Genomic DNA, 24,213 nt, shown 5'->3' on the forward strand with positions numbered 1-24,213 from the left:
TGCGGGTATGACGTGCTTACCGTAGCGCCGCGATTACGTGGCTTAAGAATTTTGATACGCTTTCGATTTCCCCGTTTCGTCCGTGTGATGCGCCCATCCGGACTATCACGAGATCGCATTCGGGGATAACAATCAGATACTGGCCGAGCATCCCCTTCGCATAAAAGGAACCCCTCGGTGCCTTAGGGATGCTCCACGGAACCGTCGTAAACGGGATATCGCCATCCAATCCGTTGATCCAAAATCCTGCGCCGTAACCGGTACCGAGTGTCGGACGAGTTGAATACTCAACCCACCCTTCCGGCAGTATTCGCTGTCCGGATACGACACCGTCATGGAGGTACAGCAGGCCGAATTTCGCCCAGTCCCGGGCTGAAGCCAGTAAGTAAGTTGATCCTACCGGTGTCCCGGCCGCGTCGCTTTCCAATACTGCGGTCTTCATCCCGAGTGGACTGAAAAGCTCCTGTTGAGCAAAGGCGGCCAGATCGCCGCCGGCTCTGTCCTTCAGAATCCCGGACAGGATCAACGTGTTACCGCTCGTGTAGCTCCAGGATTTTCCGGGTTCGCAGTCCAGCGGCGCACTTCTCGCATACGCCGCCATATCCGGTTCCAGGTACATCATCCGCGCAACCGGGGAATAGGGGCTCCCGGACTCTCCAAGGTCCAGACCGCTGGTCATTCGCATCAGGTGATCGACTGTTATCCGGCTTCGTTCGTCTCCGGACCATTCCCTCAGCTGCGTCACAGCGTTCACGTCCAGTCTGCCCTGCCGGACCAGAATACCCGCAAGTGCGTTCATCACCGACTTCGCCATCGAATAACCGAGCAGCGGTGTATTGGTCTGGATGCCGGACGCATATTTCTCCGCGACGACACGGCCGTGGTGAATCACGACGATAGCCCTAGTCATTCGCGGTTCGCCGCTGGCCGGCTCTTCGAAAGCTTCATCCATAGCGGCTGAGAGCCGCGCACTTATTGGAGTGACCGGTTCGATCCCATCGGCGATGTCCGGAAGAACAGTCCCGAATTCACCACCGTGAATCTCTATCGCATATCGCTCAGGTAAATTGCCGTTATCCGGTAGGAGCAGGCAGCCGCGACCTTTCCGATAAGCTGCCCGTCGTTTGAAACCGCCGAAAATGGTGGCTGAGGTTTCCTGATTGATACGGTCCACGGAAAAACCGGTCGCCCAGGAGATGAAGCCGAATCCCGGTCGTGGTTTCACGCTCTCAATATAGGATCTTTGAGGCTCCAGACCTGTAACAAACGTCTCTGAGCAGACGTTGTGACTGACAAGCCCGGACGCAACCCGAAAGGGCTGGGAAACCGAGCAACCAGAAAGCAGGACAGCGCCGGGCACGGATAACCATAGGGCCAAGTGTCGGGTCATGACTTCGACCTGCGTCTGCGGCCGAAATAGAGGCGGGCTGTCACGCGCGCTATCGGTGTCAGCACAACAATTCCAGCCGCCTGAATGACCGGCACCAATATGATTGCGATGGGTCCCTGTGCATCGGGGTGGAAGAAGATGACATCCGCCAGCAGAATTAGCCCACCAAGGCTGGCCACCAGTGTCACTGTGAAGTTCGCTACTGACGTCAGGCGACTCCCTGAGAGGAAAGGTGTCAGGATCGCCATGAGTGCATGCGGGAACAGCAGCCAAAGCGAAAACAGGATGCCGGCCTTCAGTGAACTCGGAGATAAGACCCTGACCATTGCCAGCGTCAGGGCCGCAGACACAAGCAGAATGCTATAGGCAAATTTCAGGATCTTTCGTACGTTAGTTGCCGAAGGTGCGCTTTCTCTCGCCATTATATTCGTTGAATTCTAGACGGATCACGGCCGTAATGCAGATTTACAGCGAAATTGCCGCCTTCTGCTAGAATGAGACATGCACATCTCGAAGCCAGTGCGGCTATTCATTTGTTTTTTCACTGGTGCACTGTTTTTCCTGATGGCCGCTCTACCACTGGCAATACCGGTTGGGAGAGTCCTGCCGCCGCTGGCCGCCCCGCTGTTTTTTGGCGGACTGTTCGCCTGGTTTATCCCCGGCCTGCTTCTAAAATGGACGGGAGCCTTCACCTTCGTCGAATTCGGAGCGCGTCCCAATGGTATATGGGGATATCTGGCGGCGGTTACTTTCTGGGCGGCGGTCTCAGCGTTGATCGCCTGGTTGTCCGCGAGACCTAAACCTGTGCGATCTAAAACACATCTGCCGCCAACGTCGTACATCGATTCTTGAAAGCCGTCGCCGAGGATCGTCGACAACCCGCCGCAATCGCGGTAAAAAAGCCAATGGCTCGCCGTTTACTGATTGTCTTTCTGGTGATTTCACTCTGCCTTCTCGCCGCAGAAACGCTCGTGACCGATGCGGCGATGTCAGTCAGCGGTGTGAGGGGTTCCGACCGTCAGTTCTGGCTCGTCTATCTGGCGCTGATCGGCGCACCGTATCTCCTAGCGGTTGTGCTTCTGCTTTCCAGGAAGCGGGGATACGGTAATGCACTTGCTGGCGGCACTGCGGCGACGGCGATCGTCGCTCTCGGTCCTTTCTCAGTCCTGACCGTAATTTTCGCTGGTTTTACGTTGGGGAACCGGGACCAGATCTGGACTATTTTCCTGTTGGTCCTCTTCGTGCTTGCGCAGATTCCGGTGACCGTTCTGTCCATTGTCGAATGGAGAAAACCGGCTCCGTCCGAGCGGCCGGACAAGGCGCTTCCCGTCGGTGTCCTTGGTCCTGTCCTTTATGCACTGATCCTGTTCGCTGGCGGGAAAGAGTTTATCGCCTACGGAGACCGTCGTACCCAGACGGCATTGAGTAACCAGAGCCAGACAGGAACGGTATTTTCCGCTGTCGTGGATTGTCTGAACCGGCACCGGAGCATCAATCCGCAGGCCGGTTATCCTGCAACATTGGACGAGCTAGCGGCTGGCGGCTCGCCGTGCGCGAGTCCCGACCTGTTGAAAGACAGCCCTGAAGGGTACGAGATCAGCTATTGGAGCGGTGTGAAGCCGGAGTCCGGTCCTCGGGGTGTTTTTTCGCTCTGTGCGGCGCCCAGAAAAGCCTGGAAAACCGGTTACCAGATCTACGTGGCGGACGAAATCGGTGCATTGAACGGTTTTTCGCCGCGTCCGGAGGATGCCGACCGCTGGAGCTGTACCGATGTCTGGCGGTCCGAACCCAGAAGACTGATCAAGCACTGCGCCGTCCGGTTTGCCAGCGACCGCGGGACTTATCCGGCGTCCCTCTCCGATCTTGGACCGGCGGGCTCCGGGTGTCTGACAGTTTTGCCTGACGGCCGCGAGGCTCGTATCGAAGGAGATTGGTACTCAGGATCACGTGGTGAAGCGGTGCAGTTCGTCACCGTCCGAAATTCTTTTGGCAATGTCAACGGTTTCGAGATTCACTGGCGCCAGTCGCTGGAGGGCCGGGACGTGTACTGGATGTCTGACGAAAGCGGGAGGGTTCATGTCTCCGCTAGCCAACGGGCGGCTCGCTCTGATCCTTCTCCGGCCGAGCTGATGAAACAGTTTGAAGCGGAAGCGCATGCCCGTGCCGGTGAAATAGTGCGCCTCGAATCAGCTTGCGGCGGAGGGTCGCTGGCAGATTGCGACCGCCTCGCGCTGAAGACCTACGAACCGACGAGCCCGTCGAGGGCCGAAGAGTTGTGGGTGCGGGCCTGTAACGGAGGTCTGCTCAGGAGCTGCCTTTTTGTTCCTCCGGCACGGCGCGATAAGGCGATGTGGCATCTCGTCTACGACCGGCAGGAATGTGAAACACAAACCAAGGGCGAATGCCCCGAGCTTGATCGGATGGCCGAACGGGACCGGAACTGCCGCCAGGGAAACCAGATTCAGTGCCGGGAGGCCGCCTACGACTGGGAGTATCACCGCGACCGCGATCACGCGAACGACCTCTGGAAGTCGGCCTGCGAATCGGGTGACCGGGAAAGCTGCTATCTCTTTCAAGTCAGGGACATCGAATACGCCCAGGTGCTCGGATGGAAGAAAAGGTGCCGAAACAGCGAGAAGGAACCGTGCGAGTGGTTAGCCCGCCGGGTCAAAGATTTTCGTTAGACGTAACTTACTATGACTTGGCGGGACCTTCCGTTCCGATAATCCGGACGATAATGAGACCTTCAACTATCGATCCGATGAGCAGGATACCAAGTTCGACTGCCGCTAGCGACAACGGTTCGCCGAGCAACGTCATGTAGATGAACCATTCCTGGAACAGCCAGTACATGGCCCAGATCATAACGCCCCATGCGATTCCTTTGGTTTTCCAATTCGAGCCGGGAACGGAATCTCTGAGGATTCCGAACATCACTCCATGAATTGCCGACAGGACCACCAGTCCGGCGACAGATACCGGAATGTTCCGGAGCGGCGTGACCTCCCGGAATAGCCTGCTCTGTCGTGCCGGGTCGTAGAGCAGATCCCGGACCCAACTGATCGAATAGATGCCTCCAAGAAGGCCGTTGCCGAAAAAACCGCCGGTTATCCCGGCTATTACCGAGCGTAGATGTTTCATGAAATCTCCTTTGACGGGAATCCATTCACCCGTATGTCTGCAAGCCTGATCCAGACCAGTAACGGTCCGGGTAATGTTGAAAATGCGCCAATCCTGGGTACTACCTTCCGGTTCGTATAAATCCGGAGGCCCCCCGCTCGTTGATGTTCAAGACAGAAATTCGCCGCAGCGGCCCAGCGTCCTATCACGTCCGCCGTATAGTCATGGCGGAGCAGCAGTCCCTCGGGGCTGAATTGAAATGACTGGTTTCGGCAGTGCGTCGGGAAATTATCGGGAAAGACCGCGTCCAGAATAATGTCGCCAGCATTCGACCGCCGGTCACGGATCACCATGCCCGGCTCGGTCAGAAGCCAGGGGAATGACAGATAATTCCATAGTGCGTAGCCGCAGAAATAGAGGAGATCTGCCGCATCCCATCTGAAGTTCCGGCTGAAATGTTCGAATGAGCTTCGGGGCGACTCACGTTCCAGCACAACATCGGATTCTGAGCGGATCGACACGACGTCCGGAGTCCAGATTCCTGAATATCCCTGTGCCGGATAGTTGTCGATCCGGACGACCCGCCGGCGGGGTTCCACATGGATAGGCTTGCCTATCAGCTTTCCGCCCTGGAACCGGGAACGGAAGGCGAGCCCGTCAGTCGAAAGAATGGCCTCGATCGTTTCGCATGACGCCCACCGTTCCATTCCGCCATGAGCTGCCACGACCTCGCGCAACGATGGGTTCATGGGTATCCGATATCTACCACTCGGCCGGTGAAAGCAGAGGCAGCTTCGGTTGCGAGAAAAGCGATGGCCTGACCTGCGTTTTCGAGTGTCAACGGGCGTCCCGAGACCTGGAGCTTCCGGATCCGCTCGGCGTATTCAGCGACCGGTATTCCCGCCGTGACGGCATTGGCCGCCATGGTGAGCTGAATCGTCCGGGTTTCGCCGATCGAGTCCAGACGGGCACAAACCACCCGAATGCCGCGCGGGGCATATTCGGCCGTCAATACTCGTGCCAGACCTTCGACTGCGTCGCTGGCTGCTGTGATTCCGGCCATATGCGGGATGGAATGGCGCGATAGAGAGGATGTGATCAGAATGATGACGCCGCCATCTGTCGTCATCCGCCGGGCTACGAGACTTGAGGTCAGAAACTGCGACCCGGCGATTGCTCTCAGGGTTCCGGTGAATTGGTCGAATTTCAGCTCCGTCGAGGGAAGCCCGTATCCGGCATCCACCGGGGAAAGCCCAATGCCGTTAAAGGTAATATCAAAACGCGGGATGAGCCGCTCGATCTTTCGCAGGTATCCTTCAACGGAAGCCGTGTCAGCCGCATCTACGATATCTGCCGCTACAGTCCGGCCGAGAGCCTTTTCCAGCCGTTTTGCCGCTAGCTCAAGTCGCCCCTCATTCCTCGCTGAAAGGAATAGCCGCGCACCCAGTCTTCCGAGCGAAGCGGCAACTGCTTGCGAAATCTCTCCGGTTGCAGCAAAGATGACTGCGTTCCGTCCAGCGAGTGGTAAACTTGTCTGACTCATCGAACCGCCTGACTGCGTAGTGGCGCTATCACATATAAGACGTTCGAGGAGCCCGAAACGGATGGAAGAAAATAGCGGTCAGATATACGAACGGCTCCGTCCGGAGCTTACGGCCTATTTATGCCGGCTGGTTATCCGACCGGCCGTCGCCGAAGAAATAACCCAGGCGGCATTTGTCCGGTTTCTGGAGAGCCGTGAGGATCCCGCATGGCAGCCAGAATCGGCAAAAGCCTGGCTCTTCCGGGTTGCCACAAACCTCGCCATCGACGAGCGGCGCAAGCATTCGAACTGGCGTGAGAATGCTCTAACTGAACTGAAGATCGCTGCCGAAGCCGACGCAGGCTTTGTCGCAAGCTCGCAGGAACTGGCGTCTACCCCTGAAACTGGCACCATAGCTCGCGAGCACTTGATTGCCTGCTTTGCCTGCGTGCTCCGGAATCTTCCGGAACAGAAGGCGGCGGCACTGCTGCTCAAGGAGGTTCACGGTTTTTCGCTAGCCGAATCGGCCTCAGTCCTTGAAGCCACGGAGAATCAGGTGAAGAACTGGCTTCAGGAAGCACGCAGCTACATGGACTCGAAATACCGAACCACCTGTGCGCTGATCACGAAGGAAGGCGTTTGCCATCAGTGTGTCGAACTGGACGGTTTTTTCCGTGCCGACCGGGGCCGGCCCATCGAAGGCGGCGTAGATCACCTGGCGGAACGGATTGAACTGCTTAAGACCGGCCGGTCGAAGCCGTGGGGGAGATGGCACAGGATGATGTTCGGTTTGCTCGACAGGCTCTGAACCATAAGAAGCGCAATGAAAGTCACCACAGACAGCTCCGGTAGGCTCTTGCTCGAAGAAGGTCTGCCGGCGCTTCGCTGGTCCCTTGTTGCGGGTGCCGTAGGCCTGTCGGTCCATTGGGGGGGAGCGCTCAGCACCGGGACGGCAACGACACTAAACCTTCTCCTTGAAGGAGTTGCCGTCGGTTTTGTTCTTCTGTGCGGTCTTTTGGTTCAGGACTCTAGGTTTCAATTTGACCCGGTCCGGAAGGTCCTGAGCTGGGAGTCTCGACGTCTGATCGGAACGAAACAGGGACGGATGCCGTTCGATGGCATCCGGCACGTTGCTGTCTTGAAGCTGAGTCAGCGCGAGGGAAGTGCCGTCTCCACTTACTATCAGGTCGTTCTGGTCACCGACGCATTGCAACTCCGGCTCGGCAGCCGGGACCTGGACGAAACGGAAGCACTTTTGCTCGCCGGATCGGTGCATAAAGTTCTCGGCATTGATGAACCGCCCCGCATCGCTGCGCCGGCAGAGGTGGTAGAGGCCGGCGTGAAGATCGACGCGATCAAAGCCCGGCGGACCGAGACGGGGGAAACATTGGAAGAGGCGAGCAAAGATCTGCAATGATGGCTGTTATTCATGATCGTCACGGACGACCAGCGCAAGCCGGACCTGTCCAACCCCGTGACAAACTGACTTTTGCTAAATAGTATTTCAAAAGGTAGGAATGGCAGCGTAGCGATTACGAGTGATCCTAGGGGCGGTCGGCAATGCAGCCTGCTAATTGATGGTCAAGATGAAGCCACGAGCAGCAGATTTCTACCGAATTAATCCGCCCGGCGTTTGTTCTCGCCGAAATAGATTAACTGCCGTCGATCTTTTTGCAGGCGCAGGCGGCATCTCGCTTGGGTTGATGAATTCTGGGTTCGATGTGCTTTTCGCGTCTGATATTTCCGGTCCGTGTATGGCGACGCATACGCTAAATCTTCCGAATATTAAATTCCAGCAAACCGATATCAGGTCTCTATCAGGCGCGAAAATATTGCGTCAGACTGGTTTAGGTCGGGGCGAGCTGGACCTATTGATTGGTGGGCCACCGTGCCAAGGTTTTAGTATCCTCGGACAACGTGTCCTTGAAGATCCTCGTAACCGCCTGTTTCAAGAGTTTGTTCGCATTGTTGGCGAACTGAAGCCCCGCGTCGCCGTGATCGAAAATGTCCCGGGCCTCGCTACCCTGAGCAAAGGTGTGCTTTTGAGTAGAATCGGGGCAGCCTTCGGAAGATTGGGTTATCGTGTGGAATGCGCGGAGCTTTTAGCTGCCCAATATGGTGTTCCCCAGATGCGTTGGAGAATGTTTTTCGTCGCATGGCGGTCAGATTTCGGCCCGCGAACTGCGGGTTTCCCCGTCCCAACTCATGGGCGATTGGGAATTGGTGATCTAGTCCCAAATCGAAAGATTACAGACGTCCAATCCAAAGGCTTCCTGTCAATTTGGGATGCAATTAGTGATCTTCCGCCAATTGAGAGCGGCGAAGTCGGAACGATATATACGAATAAACCCAAATCGCCGTATCAAGTAGCCATGCGAGCAAACTGCAAACGCGCCGAATTGCACAATCACTATGCTCCAAAATTGTCACCCATAAATCTCCAGAGAATTCAGACGCTCCAACCCGGCCAAGACTGGCGAGACTTACCACGAGAATTACTCCCTCCGGGGATGCAGCGCGCGCTACGAAAGGACCACACTCGTCGTTTTAGACGGATGAAGTGGGATGGCATTGCGCGCGCCATCATCACTAGATTTCGCGATCCCAAATCGGGGGAGTACATCCACCCCGACCAAACCCGCACGATAAGCATTCGGGAGGCTGCTCGTATTCAATCGTTTCCAGATTGGTTCGTGTTTGAAGGGAACTATACCGATCAGTACGATCAGATCGGGAATGCCGTTCCGCCACTATTGGCACGCGCTGTAGGAACTGAAATCCAACAGGCTCTTGCAGCAGCGAGTGTTGAGCGTATAGTGCCAAAATCACGATATAAAATTCCTGCGTGATGAAGAAACCAAGCAAAGCCGCTCGTGGAAATTATGTTAGCGAATGGTTCGGCCATCGCGTATTTCCGAATGTCGTAGCCGGGAAAAAGAGTTTGAAAGAGCAGCAAGCAGAGTCGTGCCCCTTCTTAACCGCTGCAATTGGTGAGGTCAGAACATGTATCAAAAGTAGTGCTGCGCGAGGTGTGTGCACGATCAACACTGCTACTAGTGGTACCAGAATGGATTGGCTGGTCTGCCCATACCGAGCTCTTGATCCGTCACTTCTTGAAAGTGCGGTCAGACGGCTATTCGGATTTCGCGAAAGCCAAGCTGTATATATCATTCCTGCCATTCGGTTAGAGGCAGAGAAAATCAGAGAAGAGATAGGCCAAAGGCTCCGATCAGGAGATCGGGTATTTATTTATTTTGACGAAAAACTAGGCGGCGAACTAAGTATACCCGCAACTGCGAAGTCGCCAGAGTTTTCCTTCGACGTCACAATAATCGAAATCGAATTATCAGATGGTCGGCCGCATGTTGGCCGTTTTGGCGTTATTGAAATTCAGACCATGGATTTCCACGGCTCATATAGAAAGGCCGTTGCTAATCTCAAGGACGCTCTTCGGCTGCACCCAAAAGATTTTGCTACATCATTACAGACCAATCAAAACTGGTTGAGTGAGGATATTGAAGGTCCAAATATAGCCAATGTGTTTAAACGAACATTCTATCAAATGATGTTTAAGTTTCAGCTCGGTCAAAATCCACGTTGTGCAGGATGTGTCCTTGCCGTTCCACTGTCGGTTTGGGAAAGTTGGCAGCGTCACTTGGGACAACCAGAGCTGAGATCAGAGCCAGATGGGACATTCAGTCTGTTCCCAAGTGGTGGTGCCCGACCCCCCATTGTACCGGCTTGGATATACGTATTTGATATAAGTTCTATGAGTCGAACATCGCCCAGCCCACTAGTAATTTCAAAGATTATTGCTACCGATGCGACATCTATTTCTCACTATGCACTTCAGGTCGCACCCGCAGCAGCATTAGAAAATATAGCATCTGCAACGGGTATGTTGACGCTTTTGGCACGCCGTATAAGCAGGCTTTGGCCGGAGTTAGGTACAACGTTAACGGTGTGAGGATTCCTTCCGTAGCGAATTATTGCGGGGGGGGATGATGATTGACACGTCCAGCAGGACGGACCAATCGTACCAGATACGAGGATGAATCCATGATGGCCCGGGAACCCCAAAGGCATCTGGTTTGAGACTAGCCTTGGAGTGCACGGAATTGTCACGCGGTGTGCCATCTGGCGAAAACAGGATAATGCATTTGGGGTGTTGTAAAAATCGTATGGATATTTAAAATACGAATGATAGGTGCCATACTTTCCCTAATGGCGGGGAAGCTCGTGACACTTGTGGTCACCTTCGACCTGGATGAAGACGATGATTACGACGATGCGTACAAGGTCTTAGCTAACTTCAATCTTGAGCCCGTAACCACGAAAAAAATTGCCATTGCCGAGCACTACAGTGATGGGGAAGGTAACTATTGAAAATGCTGCTGCGGCTCGCGACGCAATTTTGGAGGTATTGAGGGCTGCCGGTTTGACCGTTAAACAAATCCTGGTTGTTGACGCAAACAAATGGGCCTCTAAATGAACCTGATCTCGGGCTGCTGACTGTGCTAAAACCGGTGCACACGCACGGCTGCTTTACATCAAGAGACACGCGGCGCCCTTCCAGACGATCGCGCTGGAAGACCTATGACAGAGCCTAATGCAAAAATTCATTAAATTTGAAGATGAAATTTCCGACCGATGCGACTTTGCTTAAGGGTTCGAGCAGTCTTGAAATAATACCGGCGTCGGGCTTCGTCTTAGAGAACTGCCGTTCAATTTCATCCAAGTCGCCCAAATGCTCACGTCTCTCAACGTCGGTCAGATTTGCGTCACTGCTTAGAGCGTTCTTTGCGGCCCTAATTAGGGTGGCCAAAGTTTCTGAATCGACTGGACTGGGAAGGGTTTGGCTAATTGAGCTGTGCTTTCCCGTGAAAGCTATCTGGTTACTATTTCCATGCACGTTTACGACATTTACTTCGTGCTGGACATTATTGCCATCGTCGCTGCCGTCACGGTTTGATTCGACAAACATTCGTCCCTTCCCGGTCAGTTCCGCGTGAACCATTCCCTTGGGAAGAAATAGGCATTTGGCTATGCCTTGATCTTGCAGAGCATGCCCAGCGTCGATGAACCATCCGGAATCTGGCACGTCTATATCGAGAGCTCCCGCAATTTCCGGAAGCGGATAGTAGTGTGAACCCTTCTCTTGATCGAGGAGATAAAGCTGCTCAACAAGTTGGTTGAAGAATTCTGTGAAGGTAACCCGTGCCATAGAAGTTTTTTCCTGCGTCATACACCTGAAATCCAGTTATTCGAGTTTCGAAGCTGAACTGTCCCAGATTACAAGATTGCTGATGGAGCCTCTATATTTCCCCATAATATCACATGGTTATATTTTTTATTTTTCGTACCCTTGACGTTTTTTGAGCGATAGCCATTTTAAGCAATGAGGGCTTTGGGGCTAAATCATTTGGTTTGGCCGACGTTGTGTTTTGGGAAGGCGTGAGCCTCAAAGACTTCATTCTTCGATCTCTTTTCGGCAACTCCTTTCCAGAATGGCACGATGTTGAATGCTGAAGTGGCATTTAAGGGAGTTACCGTGACCTCCGAAGACTTGTATCCGAAAAGCAATGTAATGCGTGTCCTTTTTCTGTACGTTGGGCAGGGAGAGGCAACCCTTTTTCTCGTACCTGACGGCCTTGGTGGACACATCTCCATGCTTGTGGACTGCAACTATTCGCCGTCACTCAACGGAATCGACCTGCCATGCTTTTTAGCGGATACGCTCCCTAAGAATTCCAAGGGCAGACCGGTTCTCGACTTGTTCGTTAATACGCACCCTCATTCGGATCATCTTGGTGGCCTCAAAGCTCTACGGCAGGCCATAGAGATTCAGAACGTCTGGCACAGCGGTCATAATCCTGGCCGGGAACACGGTGATGCCTATAAAGAGCTGCAAACCCTGATGAAAGAAGTGGAAGACCGAAAGGGAAAGGTTGAAGAACTTCAGGGATCCCGGACGGCGGTCAAATTCGGAGCCGCTGAAGTTCATATCCTGGCGCCAGCCGAATACGTGAAAGATGAAATCGCCGACGAAAAGGCCGAAACACGCTATCAGCGTATACATGAGCATTGTGCGGTGCTTCGGGTAAGATACGGCTCCGCCGGCAAAAAAGTAGGTGTCCTGGTGACCGGGGATGCCGATAAAGCCGCATGGGAAAATCACATCACCGATTACCACGGTGCAAAAGAAGAGAACCGGCTAAAATCGGAAATACTTAGTGCTTCCCACCACGGGTCCAGAACGTTTTTCAAAACGGATGAGGACGATGACAAGCCGTACACCAAACATCTCGATTACATCCAGCCAGAACGCTTGGTAATTTCCGCGCCGGCCCAGAAGGACAGTCCTCACGATCATCCGCACGATGATGCTCTTGAACTTTATCAAACATACATCGAAACGGACTGCATTCACCATATGGGAGCCGGGCGTTGGTCATTTCAACTCGATGTTGATGACAAAGGGGATTACGAACTTGAAGAGGACCGAGGTAAAATTGCGGATGAATACCCGGCTTCGGATGATGATGAAAAATCAGACAAAGGCGGCGGCAGTGGCGGCACAAAAGCTACCATCGCCAGCACGCCCATCAGCCGTGTCGGCAAAACCCATCCAATGGGGATGCCAAGCGAGCGGTAATGTTCCCAGGCATTCCATGGTTCGTTGAGCATCCTGATCTGTATCGATCGGAGGCTAGTGAACTTCGAGAAAAGTTCCCCGAAATGACGGAGATGCCGGAACCGGATATTTCGGGGCGTGTCTACTTCTATGGCGCTTTGAAATTCCACTCCGGACGAACGACAACTTCCGTCAATATCGTTTTGTATTATCCAGCCGATTTTCCGTATTCGTCGCCCGCTGTTATCCCGGTAGAAAAATTGCCCCACGAGTTGGGGCAAGAAGCACCGCTTCTGCTTGATCGCTCGAATATCCGTTTCTTTTCCGCCCGTCACCAAATGGCTAGCGGAATGATTTGTCTTTACGAAGCAGATGGCCGCCCTTGGCACCATCTTGCCGTGACGGGTGTTGAAGCACTCCACAGGGCCAGGAAATGGCTACGTCACGCAATACGAGGGCAATTCCCTAGCGATCTCGATGGCGATCATGCAGAACTCTCAGAACATTACCAGGCAACTGGTGACGTATTGGTCGGCCCGGCAATGCATCGAACTAATCTAGGGGCTCCGAAGCGGTTCCTAGCCGTTCAACTTCGACCTAAGCAGCAACTATTCGCGGTAACTCATGTCCAATATGAACACGGATGGGCAGATGATCGAGCCGTCTTTAATAGACTAATGCCTGAAGCATTTGGGAACGAGCAGTGGTGGGATTCCGCAGGGACGACAGAAAATCTGGATATTTTGCGGGTGAAACCGGACTGTCTGGTCGGCGAGTGCTACCCCATTTCCGGGGAGCCTCGGCCATATCGATCAGCTTCCGAATTCGCCCAAACGCTATATCCGGAAAAGGGCGCCGCAGCCATTGAAGCTCTTCAAGAAAAATATGCTGTTGAGCGGACCTGCCGGGAAAAGGTGGTATTGCCTATTCAATATCCAGGCAGGGCAGGCAGTTGGGAATGGCTATTTATCGAATTGCAAATAAAAAACACTGCTCCTGAACGAATCAAAGCTCCCACAGGGGAGATGGTCCCTCTCTTAGATTTAAGTCCTTCATCCCGAACAGCACTCGCTACTGCTGTCCCAACAGTATTACGCCAACATGATTTACAGCGCAGAAGTTTGGAGCTTCGCAATGGTGGCCGAGCCCAGCCGGACATTAATAACTGGACGGTATCGCTATTTGGAGCCGGAGCCATCGGCTCCGAAACGGGCGTGCTTCTTGCCAAAGCGGGAATCGGGAAACTGAAGATATGGGACAACCAAATCCTTTCAGCCGGGAATACCATTAGGCATCTATCCGGGCTCTTTGGTGTCGGGTTTCCCAAGGCGTCGCTGACGGAACTGATGGTTAAGCAGCACAATCCGCATTGTGAGGTGGCGTCAACTTTTGGGGATGCCCTCGATGCGATAACGAGAAACCCGAATGATGCATGGGGATCCAATGCGACTATCAGCACCATCGCCGATGATGGTGTCGAGTTGCGGTTGAATAAGCTGGCAGTATCGAGCGGCAAGACGGTTTACTATTTGCGCGCCCTCAGGTCCGGTTCGGTAGGTCAACTGCTGCGGGCTATACCTGGCAGTGGTGCGTGTCTGGAATGTCTGGCGCATTATCTGCAAGATGAGACGCCGGATCCAAAATCGTTCCCAATGGATGAAATCCCCGGAGAAATTGTCGCTCGTGAATGCGGTAGACCCATACTTGCGGCAAGTGCAATGGATCTTACGACCGTAGCGGCATTTGGCAGCAGACTTATTCTTGGCGATCTGGCGCAACCGTCTGAAAACAATTTATGGGTTTGGACGACCGATGGTATCCCAGGACATTCGGAACTGGCCAAGCCATTTTCGATGGCCTCGTCGTTTTTACCTCCGCACCCAGCATGTTCAGTGTGCCGCCCCAAGGCGATTGGCAATGTTCATTTTCCAAAGGACGTTCAAGCTCGAATGATAGATTTGGCTCGGCAACATGAGCCGAACGAGACGGGCGGTATGCTTATCGGCTATCGGAAGGGACAGGACGTATTTGTTCTGGAGGCAAGTGACGCGGGACCAAAGGCCACCAGCATGCCGTCACGGTTTGAGAGAGATGGGGGTTACAGTGAAACGTATCTAATGGATGCCGTGCGGCGGAATGGCAACGGTATTGATTATGTCGGTGATTGGCACAGTCACCCCGGATATCCGGCAGTTCCTAGCCCAAGGGACGCGGTTTCTATGCATGATATTGCGGCAGATCCGGGATACCGTACCGATTACCCGATAATGGCGATAGTCGGCCTGCCCGATAGCGGGAAATCGGGTGATCCTGAATTCACCTGTTACTGCTTTCCCAAGGGGAGCAGTAGTTACAGCGTCGGTGTGAGGATCACCGATTCTGCTCCAGTATCACGAACAGGCGATTAACTGGTTGGAAGATTTAGGAATTGGACAAAAAGTTCGCGGGCGTAATAGCAGCCGAAACGATGCATTCGGGCTAGAGCTATCGCAACTAGTACCCCGAAAAACAACACAGGCCTCCAGCTTCCTGGCCCCTTCTCCCATAACAACAGGGCGGCCACGACCAATAAACTGGCGGCGATTCCACGGCACAGACCATAGTTGCCATTGAATCGTTCGATTCGCTCTAGTCGATTAGCCGCGCCAATTGCCGCATGTATCTGCCGGGTAATCGGCGTCCATTCGGCTGCCGCAATTTTGGATAATTCGACCGGTTCATTTCGGCCGAGTAATTTCTGGAGTCGTGTTTCGAGTAATCGCTGCTGATCGGGGCTTATCAAGTTCCCACGACCGGAAATAACCCAGTCGGTAGGCATTCCTTTGAAGATTTTCCAATGTAACGTTTCAAGCCTATTTCCTATGAACTGAACCAAATGGCCAGCGGCGTACGAAAGAATGATAAATACCCCAAGATCACCAAACGACGCTCCCGATGCTTTCGCTATCAGGGAGATCGATGGATAGATCAACGATGCGCCGAATATAGTGATTGCGCCTGGCGCTAAAATGCCCGCGAATTCGTAAAAGTCGAATTGCTTCACGTTTGTGCATCCTCAAAGCGTATCTTTGGACAGGTTTTCCGCTTACGCAACTTTAGCCCGCTCACATTCCCCTTTCGGGTAGAAGGATAAAAAGAGATTCGAACCGTTGGGACATTTAAGCCCTCAGACTCCGGCATAGTGCCCCAGCCCCTATCGCTTTTTGCGCCGGGGACCGGGATAAAACCGTCCACATAAACATAACCAGTGATACAAGAACTACCTAACCCCAGTAACTAACTAGCAATAACCCACATATCTAAAATCTCTTGGTCATTTTGCCCCTACCCCCTAATGTGGCGGGATTGTGCGCCAACCTTAACCGAGTAAAATGCAGACCTGAGACATGGCAAGGAGCCAATAGTTATATGAGCACGAAACCAAAGACCGATGAGACGAAAGAGAGCCTGTCCCGCAATGAGGGCAAATGGACCCCAAAGCTGATGGCAGCAGGGTGGGTCGCAATTCCAGCGGTAATCATTGAGCAACAGGCGAAATTGCAGCTCAGTCCGACCGACATGAATATCATTCTGTTTCTCGCATCCAAGTGGTGGGAGAAAGAAAAACTGCCGTTTCCCAGCAAGAAACATATCGCGGAAAGTATCGGTATCGACGCGAAGACGGTTCAGCGCAGGATCAGCCAGCTCGAAAAGGTCGGCTATCTGAAACGCCATATTCGTCAACGGGCCGACAAGAGCTTCAAGTCGAACATGTATTCGTTCGATGGGCTCATCGAAAAAAGCACTCCTCTTGCCATTGAAGCTGTGAAAGAGCGCGCAAAGAAGCGGCAAGAGCGGGAGAGCAATCTCATCAAGCAGGCCAAAAGACGTCCGAGCGCGGCGCACCTGAAAATGGTTAAGGACGCCGACGAAGAAGAAGCCGATTGACGCGGTGCCGTGGAGGCCGGTCGCATTCGACGAGTGGCCCGAGGTCTGAATAAAACAGGGCAGTTCCAGAAGCTAGCAGAAACCACTATGGCGGTGTGAAACGCCAAGGTGATTTCGACATGAAAAGCAGCGGTGCTTTCAAGTTAGCTCAGGAGACCGAAGGAAAAAAGCCTTGGACCTGCCAGCAAGGGGCAGGAGATTTCGGAAGGGGTACGACCGGCCTCCTCAGCGCCGCTTCCACATACGAATCGTTGCTTGGGTAAATACATGCGAAGTTCGTCTTTATGGCATGCGAGCGAGGACATGCCTTGAATCGTGTCGCCAATACGACGAGCGTGTATTTTCATTTGGAGAGCGATTCGTCATGGCCGCTCGTACCAGTCAGGATGATCGATAAAACCAAGGCCGCTCCTGTCGGGTTGAGGGTATGTCGAATAGATCAAGACGGCACGCAGCCCTTGGCACTGTTGAAAGACATAGGCCGAATCAAAAGCAACACGTTTATCGATCCCGGATATTAGCGGAAAGGCAATCATCGTGAAGCGTTGAATATCCACGGCTACCGTGAAATTCCCGCTTGCGCCTTTCTTCCAGACGTCCTCAAATTTGTCGTTCCATTTCCGGCAGACGCGATTTTCCAGGGTTTTGCGCTGTTCATGCAGTCGAGGGTTGAAAAAGACGGGGGTGCCATCACGTGGGATCTGCTCTCCACCCTGAGACGGATCAAGAGCACACGTAAGATCAATCAAATATTCCTTTGTCTCTTTGACAACTTTGAGGTCAGCATCTTTACCGTTGCCGAGAGGCACTTCCGTATCTGCGAGTTCACCGCGAGAGTCGAAGAAGCGCATGAGGAATAACTCCGAAACGGTACTTAGCCCTTCCGGATTGGTCATGGTCCCAATGCTCAGAAGCTTTGTGGCAGGCCGCGAGATATCCAATACCTTACGAAGTATTCGTATTGAACGATTCGCTTCGTTTACGAACGCCAATGCAAAACGGTCGAGATGGGAATCCGCGAAACGTGGATCACCCCTCTCGATCGCCTCGATCACTGCCAAGAATCGTGGAATCGTATTGACACGGTCGTCGGGTTGAAGTGTCCACCACCTCCGAAACTGCTTCGACTGAAAATGATCTCGCAGTAAATCGGGTGTTACCACGCTGGCGAATTCGGCGAATCTCCGTAATCCGGCAAAAGCCAACAACTGGAATTGGGGCAGGTCGGATTCTGTGTAGATTAATGCGGGCATATTGAAATCTAATCGTAGAATATAATTTTTCCATCCGGTCGGTCACGAAGCTAGTTAGAGAGTGTGGATGACCCAGTTGTGCTAACCTGACCGGGCAAGTTCACCTGCACCAACAGGGAGTATGCCATTATGGATCCAGACGATATTGAATGTAACCTGCCTCTAAACGCCAGATGACAAGTGCTGTCTGAACGAACCTCAAAACTTATTGAGGGGTGGGCGCGCACCTCCTACGATTCGTTCCGCATCCAGCAACCACAAATTGTGGTTGACGGCTTGTGGAAGCATGGCGACCGCTTTCTAATTTATTGCCCTAGTCTTGCCTCCGAAGCCACTTCCCGGAGTGGCAAACCGATCCGAGAATGGTTTGACCAAGAGTGCAGAGCGATCACGTGCCCGGTGGCTATTGTCCCCAGGCTTCCAATTGGTGCGCGCCGTCTTGCCGACAGAACTATTGCGGAAATAGGTCGCCTAACGGGTGAACCGATTACCCGAGCAGTTTTACAGAACGAAATCGACCTACAGGTTCCTGATTCATTTCCCGATTACTATACGGAAAGCGGCCCCGGCAGCGTAACGATACATGTTAGCCGAGAGCTTTCTCCCGAGGAGCAAGCTTGTCTTAGCCAATATCTAGAATCACAAGGCGGCGATTTTAAGATCATGGTCGAAACCCCTGAACGTGTTTCGGCGGCAATGGAAGATGAATCGCGCGCTGAGCAAAATATATCCAATATATTGCCGAAGCACGATCTAATTCTCCTACCAGCTCGAAAGTTACCCAAAAATCTTCCCGGCAACGTCAAGGATACATATGAAACCGACCAGGAGTTCTGGCTAGATCATAGGGATCGGATATGGTCAGATCCGACATTTTCCGTCAATGACGTGTTACCGCCGACGTGGAACGAATCTTCTTCTAAAGGATTTGTAGACGCCTCAGTCTTTCCAGCATCCGATATTCGCAACTATTTATCGCTATACGATGTGACATGCATCGCGCCGCCGTTAGACCGTGTGGTGTCAAAAGATGACGGCCTTGGACTTGGCGAGGACGAACTGGTCGAGTTGATGAAACTTGGCAGAGTCAGGTTGGTCTTTCCGCAATCACTGGACCGCTATTCGCCTTCATTGTTGGCGAAAGCTGCCGCCATAGCCCCTCAGGGTATTCTATTTTCCCGACGGCTTGCCGCTGCGAGCATCTGCGACGTCCGGCGACGCGTTCCATTGCTATATCCTGCGTTCGATATTACTGAAAAAAGAAAAGTGATCCAGTTCCTGGATGTTCTTGCGACTAATGCAGCGTCTCCGCACGGAAAGAAACTTTGGAAAGCATTCGGCGACGGGCTTATCGAGTCATGGCATGGCCCGGAATATTCGATTCATCTTCGTGGCGCAGTGGGAACGCTCTCTTTTGGCTTTGGCACGATCATCGCCCGGGTCCAGCAAGAGTTCACAGGCCGAGATCTTCGGTTGGAGATGTGGAGTTTCGGCTCGGCAGTTGAATGGGCCGGGGCCTTGGGGGCCGCGTTGAACGCACCGCCATCGAACGCGAACGGATACGATCAGGCTCCCTTGATGGAGCTACTTGCTCATTCATACAGCGGTGTGGTCTCTGACGCGGTACCGGTATTTTCGACCGAGCCCAACGTGATTGTTCCTGAACTGCTGACCATTTCGAAAGCGGTTCCCGCCGTCGAATTCGCGACCTCATTTATGAGCAGCGATATCAACCGATTTCGCTCACTTGTAAAGAATATGGCGGGCGCAGTAGTTACGCCGAAAGAACTTCACGCGGTTGTTGAAAAATATAATGCATCAATATCCGCATACGATAAGAACATGGAGCGTTGGTCGAGATGGGGAATGAAAGGTCTTGTTTACGGCGGCGCACTCGCGGCGGCTGGCCCTTCGGGTCCAGCATGGGGGTTATTTCTCGATTGGCTCATTGAAGTGATCGAAAATCACTTCGGAGAGAAGAGAATCGAAGTGCCGCCGCTTGATAGCATACTGGACTATTGCAAGGTCATTATGGGTCTGTCCGAACGTGGCGCTGTACTGGTATCCCGTATGCGGAATGACCTCAACAAGAAGCACGAACTTACCCGGTCCGCCTAGCAGGTTAACTTCTGGAGGTCCGTGAATGTTCTGCTGTGCCGGGCTCCATAGTGTCAATATATTGTTTCCGACACGTGAACGAGACGGAGATCACCCTCATGCCTAAGAGCTGGACCAATGCGCTGCATTCATATTTTTATTGTGCCGACCTTTATCGGTATCGAAACGCGCACAAGTATCCGAAGTATTTCAAATCCAAAAGCGCGGATCGCCAATCGACCGCAATTTTTGAAGATCGTTTTCGTTCGAAATGCGGCAGCGAACTGGAAGTCTGGTATGAGGTAACGTTCTGGAAAATGTACTCCATGAAAGGTAGGGGACAATACCAAACAGACGAGGCCATTCAAAAGATACTGACTGCCAAGAATACGGCGAAATGCCTAACACTGCTCGCCGACGATTTTATAAGTCATTGGTCTGACCCTATACGATTGAATGCACTACGGGCAGGGTTGGGTATGATTTCGAAGGCGAAGGTTATGGCTTTGCCGCTCACTTTTGTCAGTTTTCGCGATCCCTATAATTTCCCAATGATTGACACGGTAAGTGCGCGCTGGATCAATAAACATCTGCTGGCGCACAACCGCCCTGGACGACCACAACTGACCAAATTCGCTACAGTAAAACGAACAAAATCCGGATATTCTGTCGTTCGACATCCGGATATGCAGTCTTATATTCATTGGGTCGACTGGTGCCGGTGGGTACGCGATCGCCTGAATAGTTCAGGCGATACTGGAATTGATTGGCGAGCAAGAGACGTTGAAATGGCTGTATTCACCGCACAGCAGGATGGGCTCGCCCTGAATGTGCTTTGACCGTTGTCGCGCCCAGAGGAGGGGATGGTGCCGACTACGCGACATCATGCTTCAATGAGTTTGTAATCCCATCAAGTTGGAAGACTGAGATCAGGATTAAAGTTATCTTCGACGATCTCTGTGCCAATTCGGCGGCTCGATCCTTTCGTCTTAAGAGGCGCATCGAGACCGAGACGAAATTGGGGGAAGTTCACTTGGATCACCCGTGCCCTTTACTAGATTACTGCCCTGCCATGTTCGCCAGGATATTCTCTGTTCTTCCCAAGCTCGGAAAATCTATTTTCTTGCAGACCGGCATTCAGCTCGCAACATCTTATATCTAATCACGCCGGTGGCGGGCTCGATTTCAATGCTCCACCCGTTGTCGAGCAGATCCTCATGTGCGTCACGGAACGCTTCCTCAAGATCCTGAATATCGCAAAAACCCGGGGATCTCAGGTATCTACTGGCGGCCAATCTGAACGCGTTGCGAAATTGGCCAGTAGTTCCGCGGAATACGACGGTCGATGGGTAACTGAAACAATCGAATGATAGGGTTTTAGCCCCTTCAGAGGAAACTGCAGAGTCCAGCACAAGCTCGATCCCGAATTCCTCTTCAAATGCCACAATGGATTTGGCCTCGGCCAAGAGGTCCCGCAACGCGTTCAGAAGAACCGTCACAAAGCGGCTGCCAGTGCCATGGCGCGTTGTAATGCGGGAACGGGTAGGCACCATCAATCGCCTAATTACCAATGCACTGCGGAGTCCGTCAGGCGTATTCAGCCGGGCGAGTTCATCCATCAGCATGTCCCGATATCGGGCAAGTTCGGGAGGACCAGACGATTCGATTCGCCCAGTTAGCATTTCCGTTTCCAGGAACGAACAGAATACATTCACGAGTTTTCTACCGGCCGGCGTGTCATCAAGCTGTTTCAGATACCGGGAGATGCATTTTCGGCCATTATCCTGTTGTTTCTCGACGAGATAGACCTTGGCCATTCCAAGCAGACAGGTCGCGTCTCCAAGCCGGGCACCTTCCTTGAAATATTCCAATGCCTTTTCGGGATTTTTCTTGTCCCATCCAATCTCAAACAGCCGAAGCCGATTGATCTCGATGAGCCGCCCAAGCTCGATCCTGCCGAGCCGTTCATAAGCCGACGGCGATCCCAGCTTTGCCGCTTTCTCGTAGCAATCGAGTGCGGCTTTACGGTCTTCCAGCTCACCATTAAGCCCTTTGAGGAAATTGTCGCCGTCAGAAACGAGCCCGTCCGCAAGCGACTCCTTGTTCTGAATGGTATCCGGGTTCTTTAGTGAGCCGGGAGGTTCGGATGCTTCCGGTTCTGCGTGGATTTCCAGTATGCAGTCGATAGCGACAACAGGCGGGGTCTCGAATAACTCTTTGCGCTTATGATGACGGGGTGCGCGCTGGTCCAGCAGATCATGGACCTTTCGTTCGGCGGTAATGCTGTCACGGAATTTACGGTAGAAGACGACATACCATCTGCCGGGTGTTCCGGTTGCTGAAGAGATCTGTTCGGCGCGCTCGTCGGGCTCGTTTGACGTTCTCCCGACCTTGACCAGTTCGGGAACGGCCGGATTGAACAGAACGTAGACAAAACCGGCAGCCATGTGCTCCTCATTTCTGGGCCTTGCAGAGTTTCAGGCGAGCCCGGTAGCGAACAATGCCCGGTTCCCGGAGCGGAACAGCGATATTTGCTGCCATGCGTTCGGCAATTTCCATGACTTCACCGGCGGTCATGGGGAGCGCCATGCGACTGATGATTTCGGCGGGCTGTTCGCCGATTACCTGATACCGGACGAGTATCTCGCAATCCCGGTCCAGGCCTACGTGATCCGGCGACAGCTTCCAGACCCCACGCTCCCCAAGAACGCTGTAGACAGCCCCGGCGTAGTCGCGGCCGTACCGGTAAGCCTCCGGCCTGATGCGGCTCGTACAGTCGGGGACCGGCTTTTCTTCGAAATCCAGGGTGGGAGGGAAGGCAAAAGGATAGCTTCCGCAAACCAGTGTCTCGGCGATCTCGTTTTCACGCTCGAACCGGCGAGCCATTGTTCCGCTTTCCGCCCACCGGTGGAGCTGCCAGGCCACTTCGGACGAGAACCATCCGCCGAGGCGGTAGCTCTCCTCCAGATCGACCACCCGGCTGGCGAGTTCGTCAGCCACCGCTGCCGCCTCCGAACGTATACGAATGTCCATAAACGTCCGCCACAGCGGGAAAACCTCGTCCCGGAGCGGGACCATGAATTCGGCCGAAAGCTGCTGGATCTTGTTCAGGTAGCGGAGCTGCGCCCGCACGACAGGCGAATAGCCTGTGATGAGGTACCGGGGACGGCCCCAAGCGGTAACGTCGGGTGTCAAAGCGGATTTGCCTCTCTTTTTCACCGTCACCTGATCCAGTACCTTACCGTCCATGGTTACTCACTCCAAGCTGGGAGGGTTTCCGGTGTTTCGCTCACGACACTGACCAGCGGACGCCCAGAGCAGAATCTGTATCGGTCCAGCCAAATCTCGCAGAGGACTAGGCTTCTTTTGGAGTGGACCGGACCATTTCCAGAGTGGACCGAACCAAAATCCAGAAGCACCAGACCTTTTTCGGAGTGGACCGAACCAAGTTTCGAGATGGACCAGATCGTTTGGCGGCCAAACCAGGCGAATTTTGGCTGCGAAATGTACATTCATCACAGTTTCCCGTTACGGACAGCTCGCCGCGAGCTTTACGCCCAGTTCTTCGGCCTTGGCAGGGAGCTGATCTTCCGGCCCCTGTACCTTCGCGGACGCGACCACCCGCTCGGTTCCACCCTCGACGATCATGGCCGACACTATATAACTGGGTCCGAACTTCACGATCTCGCCCTGTACGGCGAGATCGGCTCCCTTTTGAGGATCGGTGGCGAGGATCAGGCAGTTCGACCTGGCGATCTCGCTGGAAACCACCGACTGGACGGCTTCCGAGTAGGACGGATCGGCGCCGGCCTTCGCGGCGAAAGGGGCGACGGAAATTCGCTTGGGACCGGCAACGGGAATGGCCGCTGGCGCTAGGACGGGTACCACCGAGGCGGTTTCAACTGGCTTCGGAACGACCGGTGGTTCTTTTGCCCTGGCGAGGCCGGCAATTCGGGGAGAAGATCGGATCAGGTTAACGATCTTGTCGGCGGCTTTGTCCGCCGCCGAATCCGCTCCCACTGAACCCAGGCTGATCCCGCCGCCGTAGTAGTCGCTGATCGAGTCATCGACGGTGACAACGGTTTCGTCTTTTATTGAAAGCGTGAATTTCACCCGGTCGGGACCTTTCCAGACCGAGGTTTCGATTTCGACAGTCCCGGCCAGGTCCGCCTGGCCGTCGCCAATTACCCGGTACCCGGCATTTGTGAGCTTGCCGGCAAGACGCTCCTTGAAACTCTCCGGCTTCCACGCGCCGGGGCTGCCGATCGCC

General features: G+C 53.6%; 23 protein-coding genes. 12 read left to right on the forward strand and 11 right to left on the reverse strand.

What is annotated here, in order from left to right; genetic code table 11:
• Positions 1 to 16 precede the first annotated feature (16 nt).
• Both KIT79_09585 and KIT79_09590 read right to left on the reverse strand, forming a co-directional pair.
• On the reverse strand, positions 17 to 1,225 hold the full coding sequence (locus KIT79_09585) for a serine hydrolase (GenBank protein MCW5829553.1): 1,209 nt from the start codon (positions 1,223 to 1,225) through the stop codon (positions 17 to 19).
• 161 nt (positions 1,226 to 1,386) lie between these two features.
• A complete protein-coding gene (locus tag KIT79_09590) occupies positions 1,387 to 1,812 on the reverse strand; it encodes a hypothetical protein (protein ID MCW5829554.1) in 426 nt (141 codons plus the stop codon).
• Between the two features lie 79 nt (positions 1,813 to 1,891).
• On the opposite strand from KIT79_09590, the gene KIT79_09595 reads away from it, so the two are divergent.
• Both KIT79_09595 and KIT79_09600 read left to right on the forward strand, forming a co-directional pair.
• Positions 1,892 to 2,242, forward strand: coding sequence for a hypothetical protein (locus KIT79_09595; protein MCW5829555.1), 351 nt, complete (start codon positions 1,892 to 1,894; stop codon positions 2,240 to 2,242).
• 53 nt (positions 2,243 to 2,295) lie between these two features.
• Positions 2,296 to 4,074 (forward strand): hypothetical protein, encoded by a 1,779-nt coding sequence (locus tag KIT79_09600; protein MCW5829556.1) that lies wholly within the window; start codon positions 2,296 to 2,298, stop codon positions 4,072 to 4,074.
• 10 nt (positions 4,075 to 4,084) lie between these two features.
• On the opposite strand, the gene KIT79_09605 is transcribed toward KIT79_09600, so the two are convergent.
• From KIT79_09605 to KIT79_09615, 3 genes are read right to left on the reverse strand one after another with little or no spacing between them, the layout of a single operon-like run.
• A complete protein-coding gene (locus KIT79_09605; protein MCW5829557.1) occupies positions 4,085 to 4,531 on the reverse strand; it encodes a hypothetical protein in 447 nt (148 codons plus the stop codon).
• The gene (locus tag KIT79_09610) at positions 4,528 to 5,259 is read right to left on the reverse strand and encodes a hypothetical protein (GenBank protein MCW5829558.1); all 732 of its coding nucleotides are present in this window, start codon (positions 5,257 to 5,259) and stop codon (positions 4,528 to 4,530) included. The genes KIT79_09605 and KIT79_09610 overlap by 4 nt, the downstream gene beginning before the upstream one ends.
• Positions 5,256 to 6,053, reverse strand: a complete 798-nt coding sequence (locus KIT79_09615) for an SDR family oxidoreductase (GenBank protein ID MCW5829559.1) — start codon at positions 6,051 to 6,053, stop codon at positions 5,256 to 5,258. Before KIT79_09615 ends, KIT79_09610 begins: the two co-directional genes overlap by 4 nt.
• Before the next feature lie 61 nt (positions 6,054 to 6,114).
• On the opposite strand from KIT79_09615, the gene KIT79_09620 reads away from it, so the two are divergent.
• The 5 genes from KIT79_09620 to KIT79_09640 all read left to right on the forward strand — a co-directional run bounded on the left by KIT79_09620 (position 6,115) and on the right by KIT79_09640 (position 10,418).
• Positions 6,115 to 6,840: an RNA polymerase sigma factor gene (locus tag KIT79_09620; GenBank protein MCW5829560.1), complete on the forward strand. Its 726-nt coding sequence runs from the start codon at positions 6,115 to 6,117 to the stop codon at positions 6,838 to 6,840.
• 15 nt (positions 6,841 to 6,855) lie between these two features.
• Positions 6,856 to 7,449 (forward strand): hypothetical protein, encoded by a 594-nt coding sequence (locus KIT79_09625; GenBank protein MCW5829561.1) that lies wholly within the window; start codon positions 6,856 to 6,858, stop codon positions 7,447 to 7,449.
• Between the two features lie 160 nt (positions 7,450 to 7,609).
• Positions 7,610 to 8,881 (forward strand): DNA cytosine methyltransferase, encoded by a 1,272-nt coding sequence (locus KIT79_09630; protein MCW5829562.1) that lies wholly within the window; start codon positions 7,610 to 7,612, stop codon positions 8,879 to 8,881.
• The gene (locus tag KIT79_09635) at positions 8,878 to 9,999 is read left to right on the forward strand and encodes a hypothetical protein (protein MCW5829563.1); all 1,122 of its coding nucleotides are present in this window, start codon (positions 8,878 to 8,880) and stop codon (positions 9,997 to 9,999) included. The genes KIT79_09630 and KIT79_09635 overlap by 4 nt, the downstream gene beginning before the upstream one ends.
• A gap of 257 nt (positions 10,000 to 10,256) precedes the next feature.
• Entirely contained in the window at positions 10,257 to 10,418 is a 162-nt protein-coding gene (locus tag KIT79_09640) for a hypothetical protein (GenBank protein MCW5829564.1), read from the forward strand.
• 220 nt (positions 10,419 to 10,638) lie between these two features.
• Here the strand turns inward: KIT79_09640 and KIT79_09645 are convergent, their stop codons facing one another.
• Positions 10,639 to 11,277 carry a hypothetical protein gene (locus KIT79_09645; protein MCW5829565.1) on the reverse strand — a complete coding sequence of 213 codons (639 nt, stop codon included), beginning with the start codon at positions 11,275 to 11,277 and terminating at the stop codon, positions 10,639 to 10,641.
• Between the two features lie 306 nt (positions 11,278 to 11,583).
• On the opposite strand from KIT79_09645, the gene KIT79_09650 reads away from it, so the two are divergent.
• Both KIT79_09650 and KIT79_09655 read left to right on the forward strand, forming a co-directional pair.
• On the forward strand, positions 11,584 to 12,687 hold the full coding sequence (locus KIT79_09650) for an MBL fold metallo-hydrolase (GenBank protein MCW5829566.1): 1,104 nt from the start codon (positions 11,584 to 11,586) through the stop codon (positions 12,685 to 12,687).
• A complete protein-coding gene (locus KIT79_09655) occupies positions 12,687 to 15,074 on the forward strand; it encodes a ThiF family adenylyltransferase (GenBank protein MCW5829567.1) in 2,388 nt (795 codons plus the stop codon). Before KIT79_09650 ends, KIT79_09655 begins: the two co-directional genes overlap by 1 nt.
• Here the strand turns inward: KIT79_09655 and KIT79_09660 are convergent.
• Positions 15,071 to 15,709: a hypothetical protein gene (locus KIT79_09660; protein ID MCW5829568.1), complete on the reverse strand. Its 639-nt coding sequence runs from the start codon at positions 15,707 to 15,709 to the stop codon at positions 15,071 to 15,073. The genes KIT79_09655 and KIT79_09660 overlap by 4 nt on opposite strands.
• Positions 15,710 to 16,074: 365 nt before the next feature.
• On the opposite strand from KIT79_09660, the gene KIT79_09665 reads away from it, so the two are divergent.
• Positions 16,075 to 16,593, forward strand: a complete 519-nt coding sequence (locus KIT79_09665; protein ID MCW5829569.1) for a helix-turn-helix domain-containing protein — start codon at positions 16,075 to 16,077, stop codon at positions 16,591 to 16,593.
• Between the two features lie 362 nt (positions 16,594 to 16,955).
• On the opposite strand, the gene KIT79_09670 is transcribed toward KIT79_09665, so the two are convergent.
• On the reverse strand, positions 16,956 to 17,654 hold the full coding sequence (locus tag KIT79_09670) for a hypothetical protein (GenBank protein ID MCW5829570.1): 699 nt from the start codon (positions 17,652 to 17,654) through the stop codon (positions 16,956 to 16,958).
• Positions 17,655 to 18,026: 372 nt separating this feature from the next.
• Here KIT79_09670 and KIT79_09675 point away from each other — a divergent pair, with 372 nt between their 5' ends.
• Together KIT79_09675 and KIT79_09680 are read left to right on the forward strand one after the other, a co-directional pair.
• The gene (locus tag KIT79_09675; GenBank protein MCW5829571.1) at positions 18,027 to 19,964 is read left to right on the forward strand and encodes a hypothetical protein; all 1,938 of its coding nucleotides are present in this window, start codon (positions 18,027 to 18,029) and stop codon (positions 19,962 to 19,964) included.
• A gap of 98 nt (positions 19,965 to 20,062) precedes the next feature.
• The gene (locus KIT79_09680; protein ID MCW5829572.1) at positions 20,063 to 20,782 is read left to right on the forward strand and encodes a hypothetical protein; all 720 of its coding nucleotides are present in this window, start codon (positions 20,063 to 20,065) and stop codon (positions 20,780 to 20,782) included.
• Between the two features lie 276 nt (positions 20,783 to 21,058).
• On the opposite strand, the gene KIT79_09685 is transcribed toward KIT79_09680, so the two are convergent.
• The 3 genes from KIT79_09685 to KIT79_09695 form a co-directional block, all read right to left on the reverse strand.
• Positions 21,059 to 22,390: a GIY-YIG nuclease family protein gene (locus tag KIT79_09685; protein ID MCW5829573.1), complete on the reverse strand. Its 1,332-nt coding sequence runs from the start codon at positions 22,388 to 22,390 to the stop codon at positions 21,059 to 21,061.
• Positions 22,391 to 22,397: 7 nt separating this feature from the next.
• Positions 22,398 to 23,192 (reverse strand): hypothetical protein, encoded by a 795-nt coding sequence (locus tag KIT79_09690; protein ID MCW5829574.1) that lies wholly within the window; start codon positions 23,190 to 23,192, stop codon positions 22,398 to 22,400.
• Between the two features lie 279 nt (positions 23,193 to 23,471).
• Positions 23,472 to 24,213: hypothetical protein (locus tag KIT79_09695; GenBank protein ID MCW5829575.1), on the reverse strand; the 742-nt coding region annotated here is incomplete at its 5' end.

Source organism: Deltaproteobacteria bacterium, assembly GCA_026129095.1.
Classification (GTDB): domain Bacteria; phylum JAGRBM01; class JAGRBM01; order JAGRBM01; family JAHCIT01; genus JAHCIT01.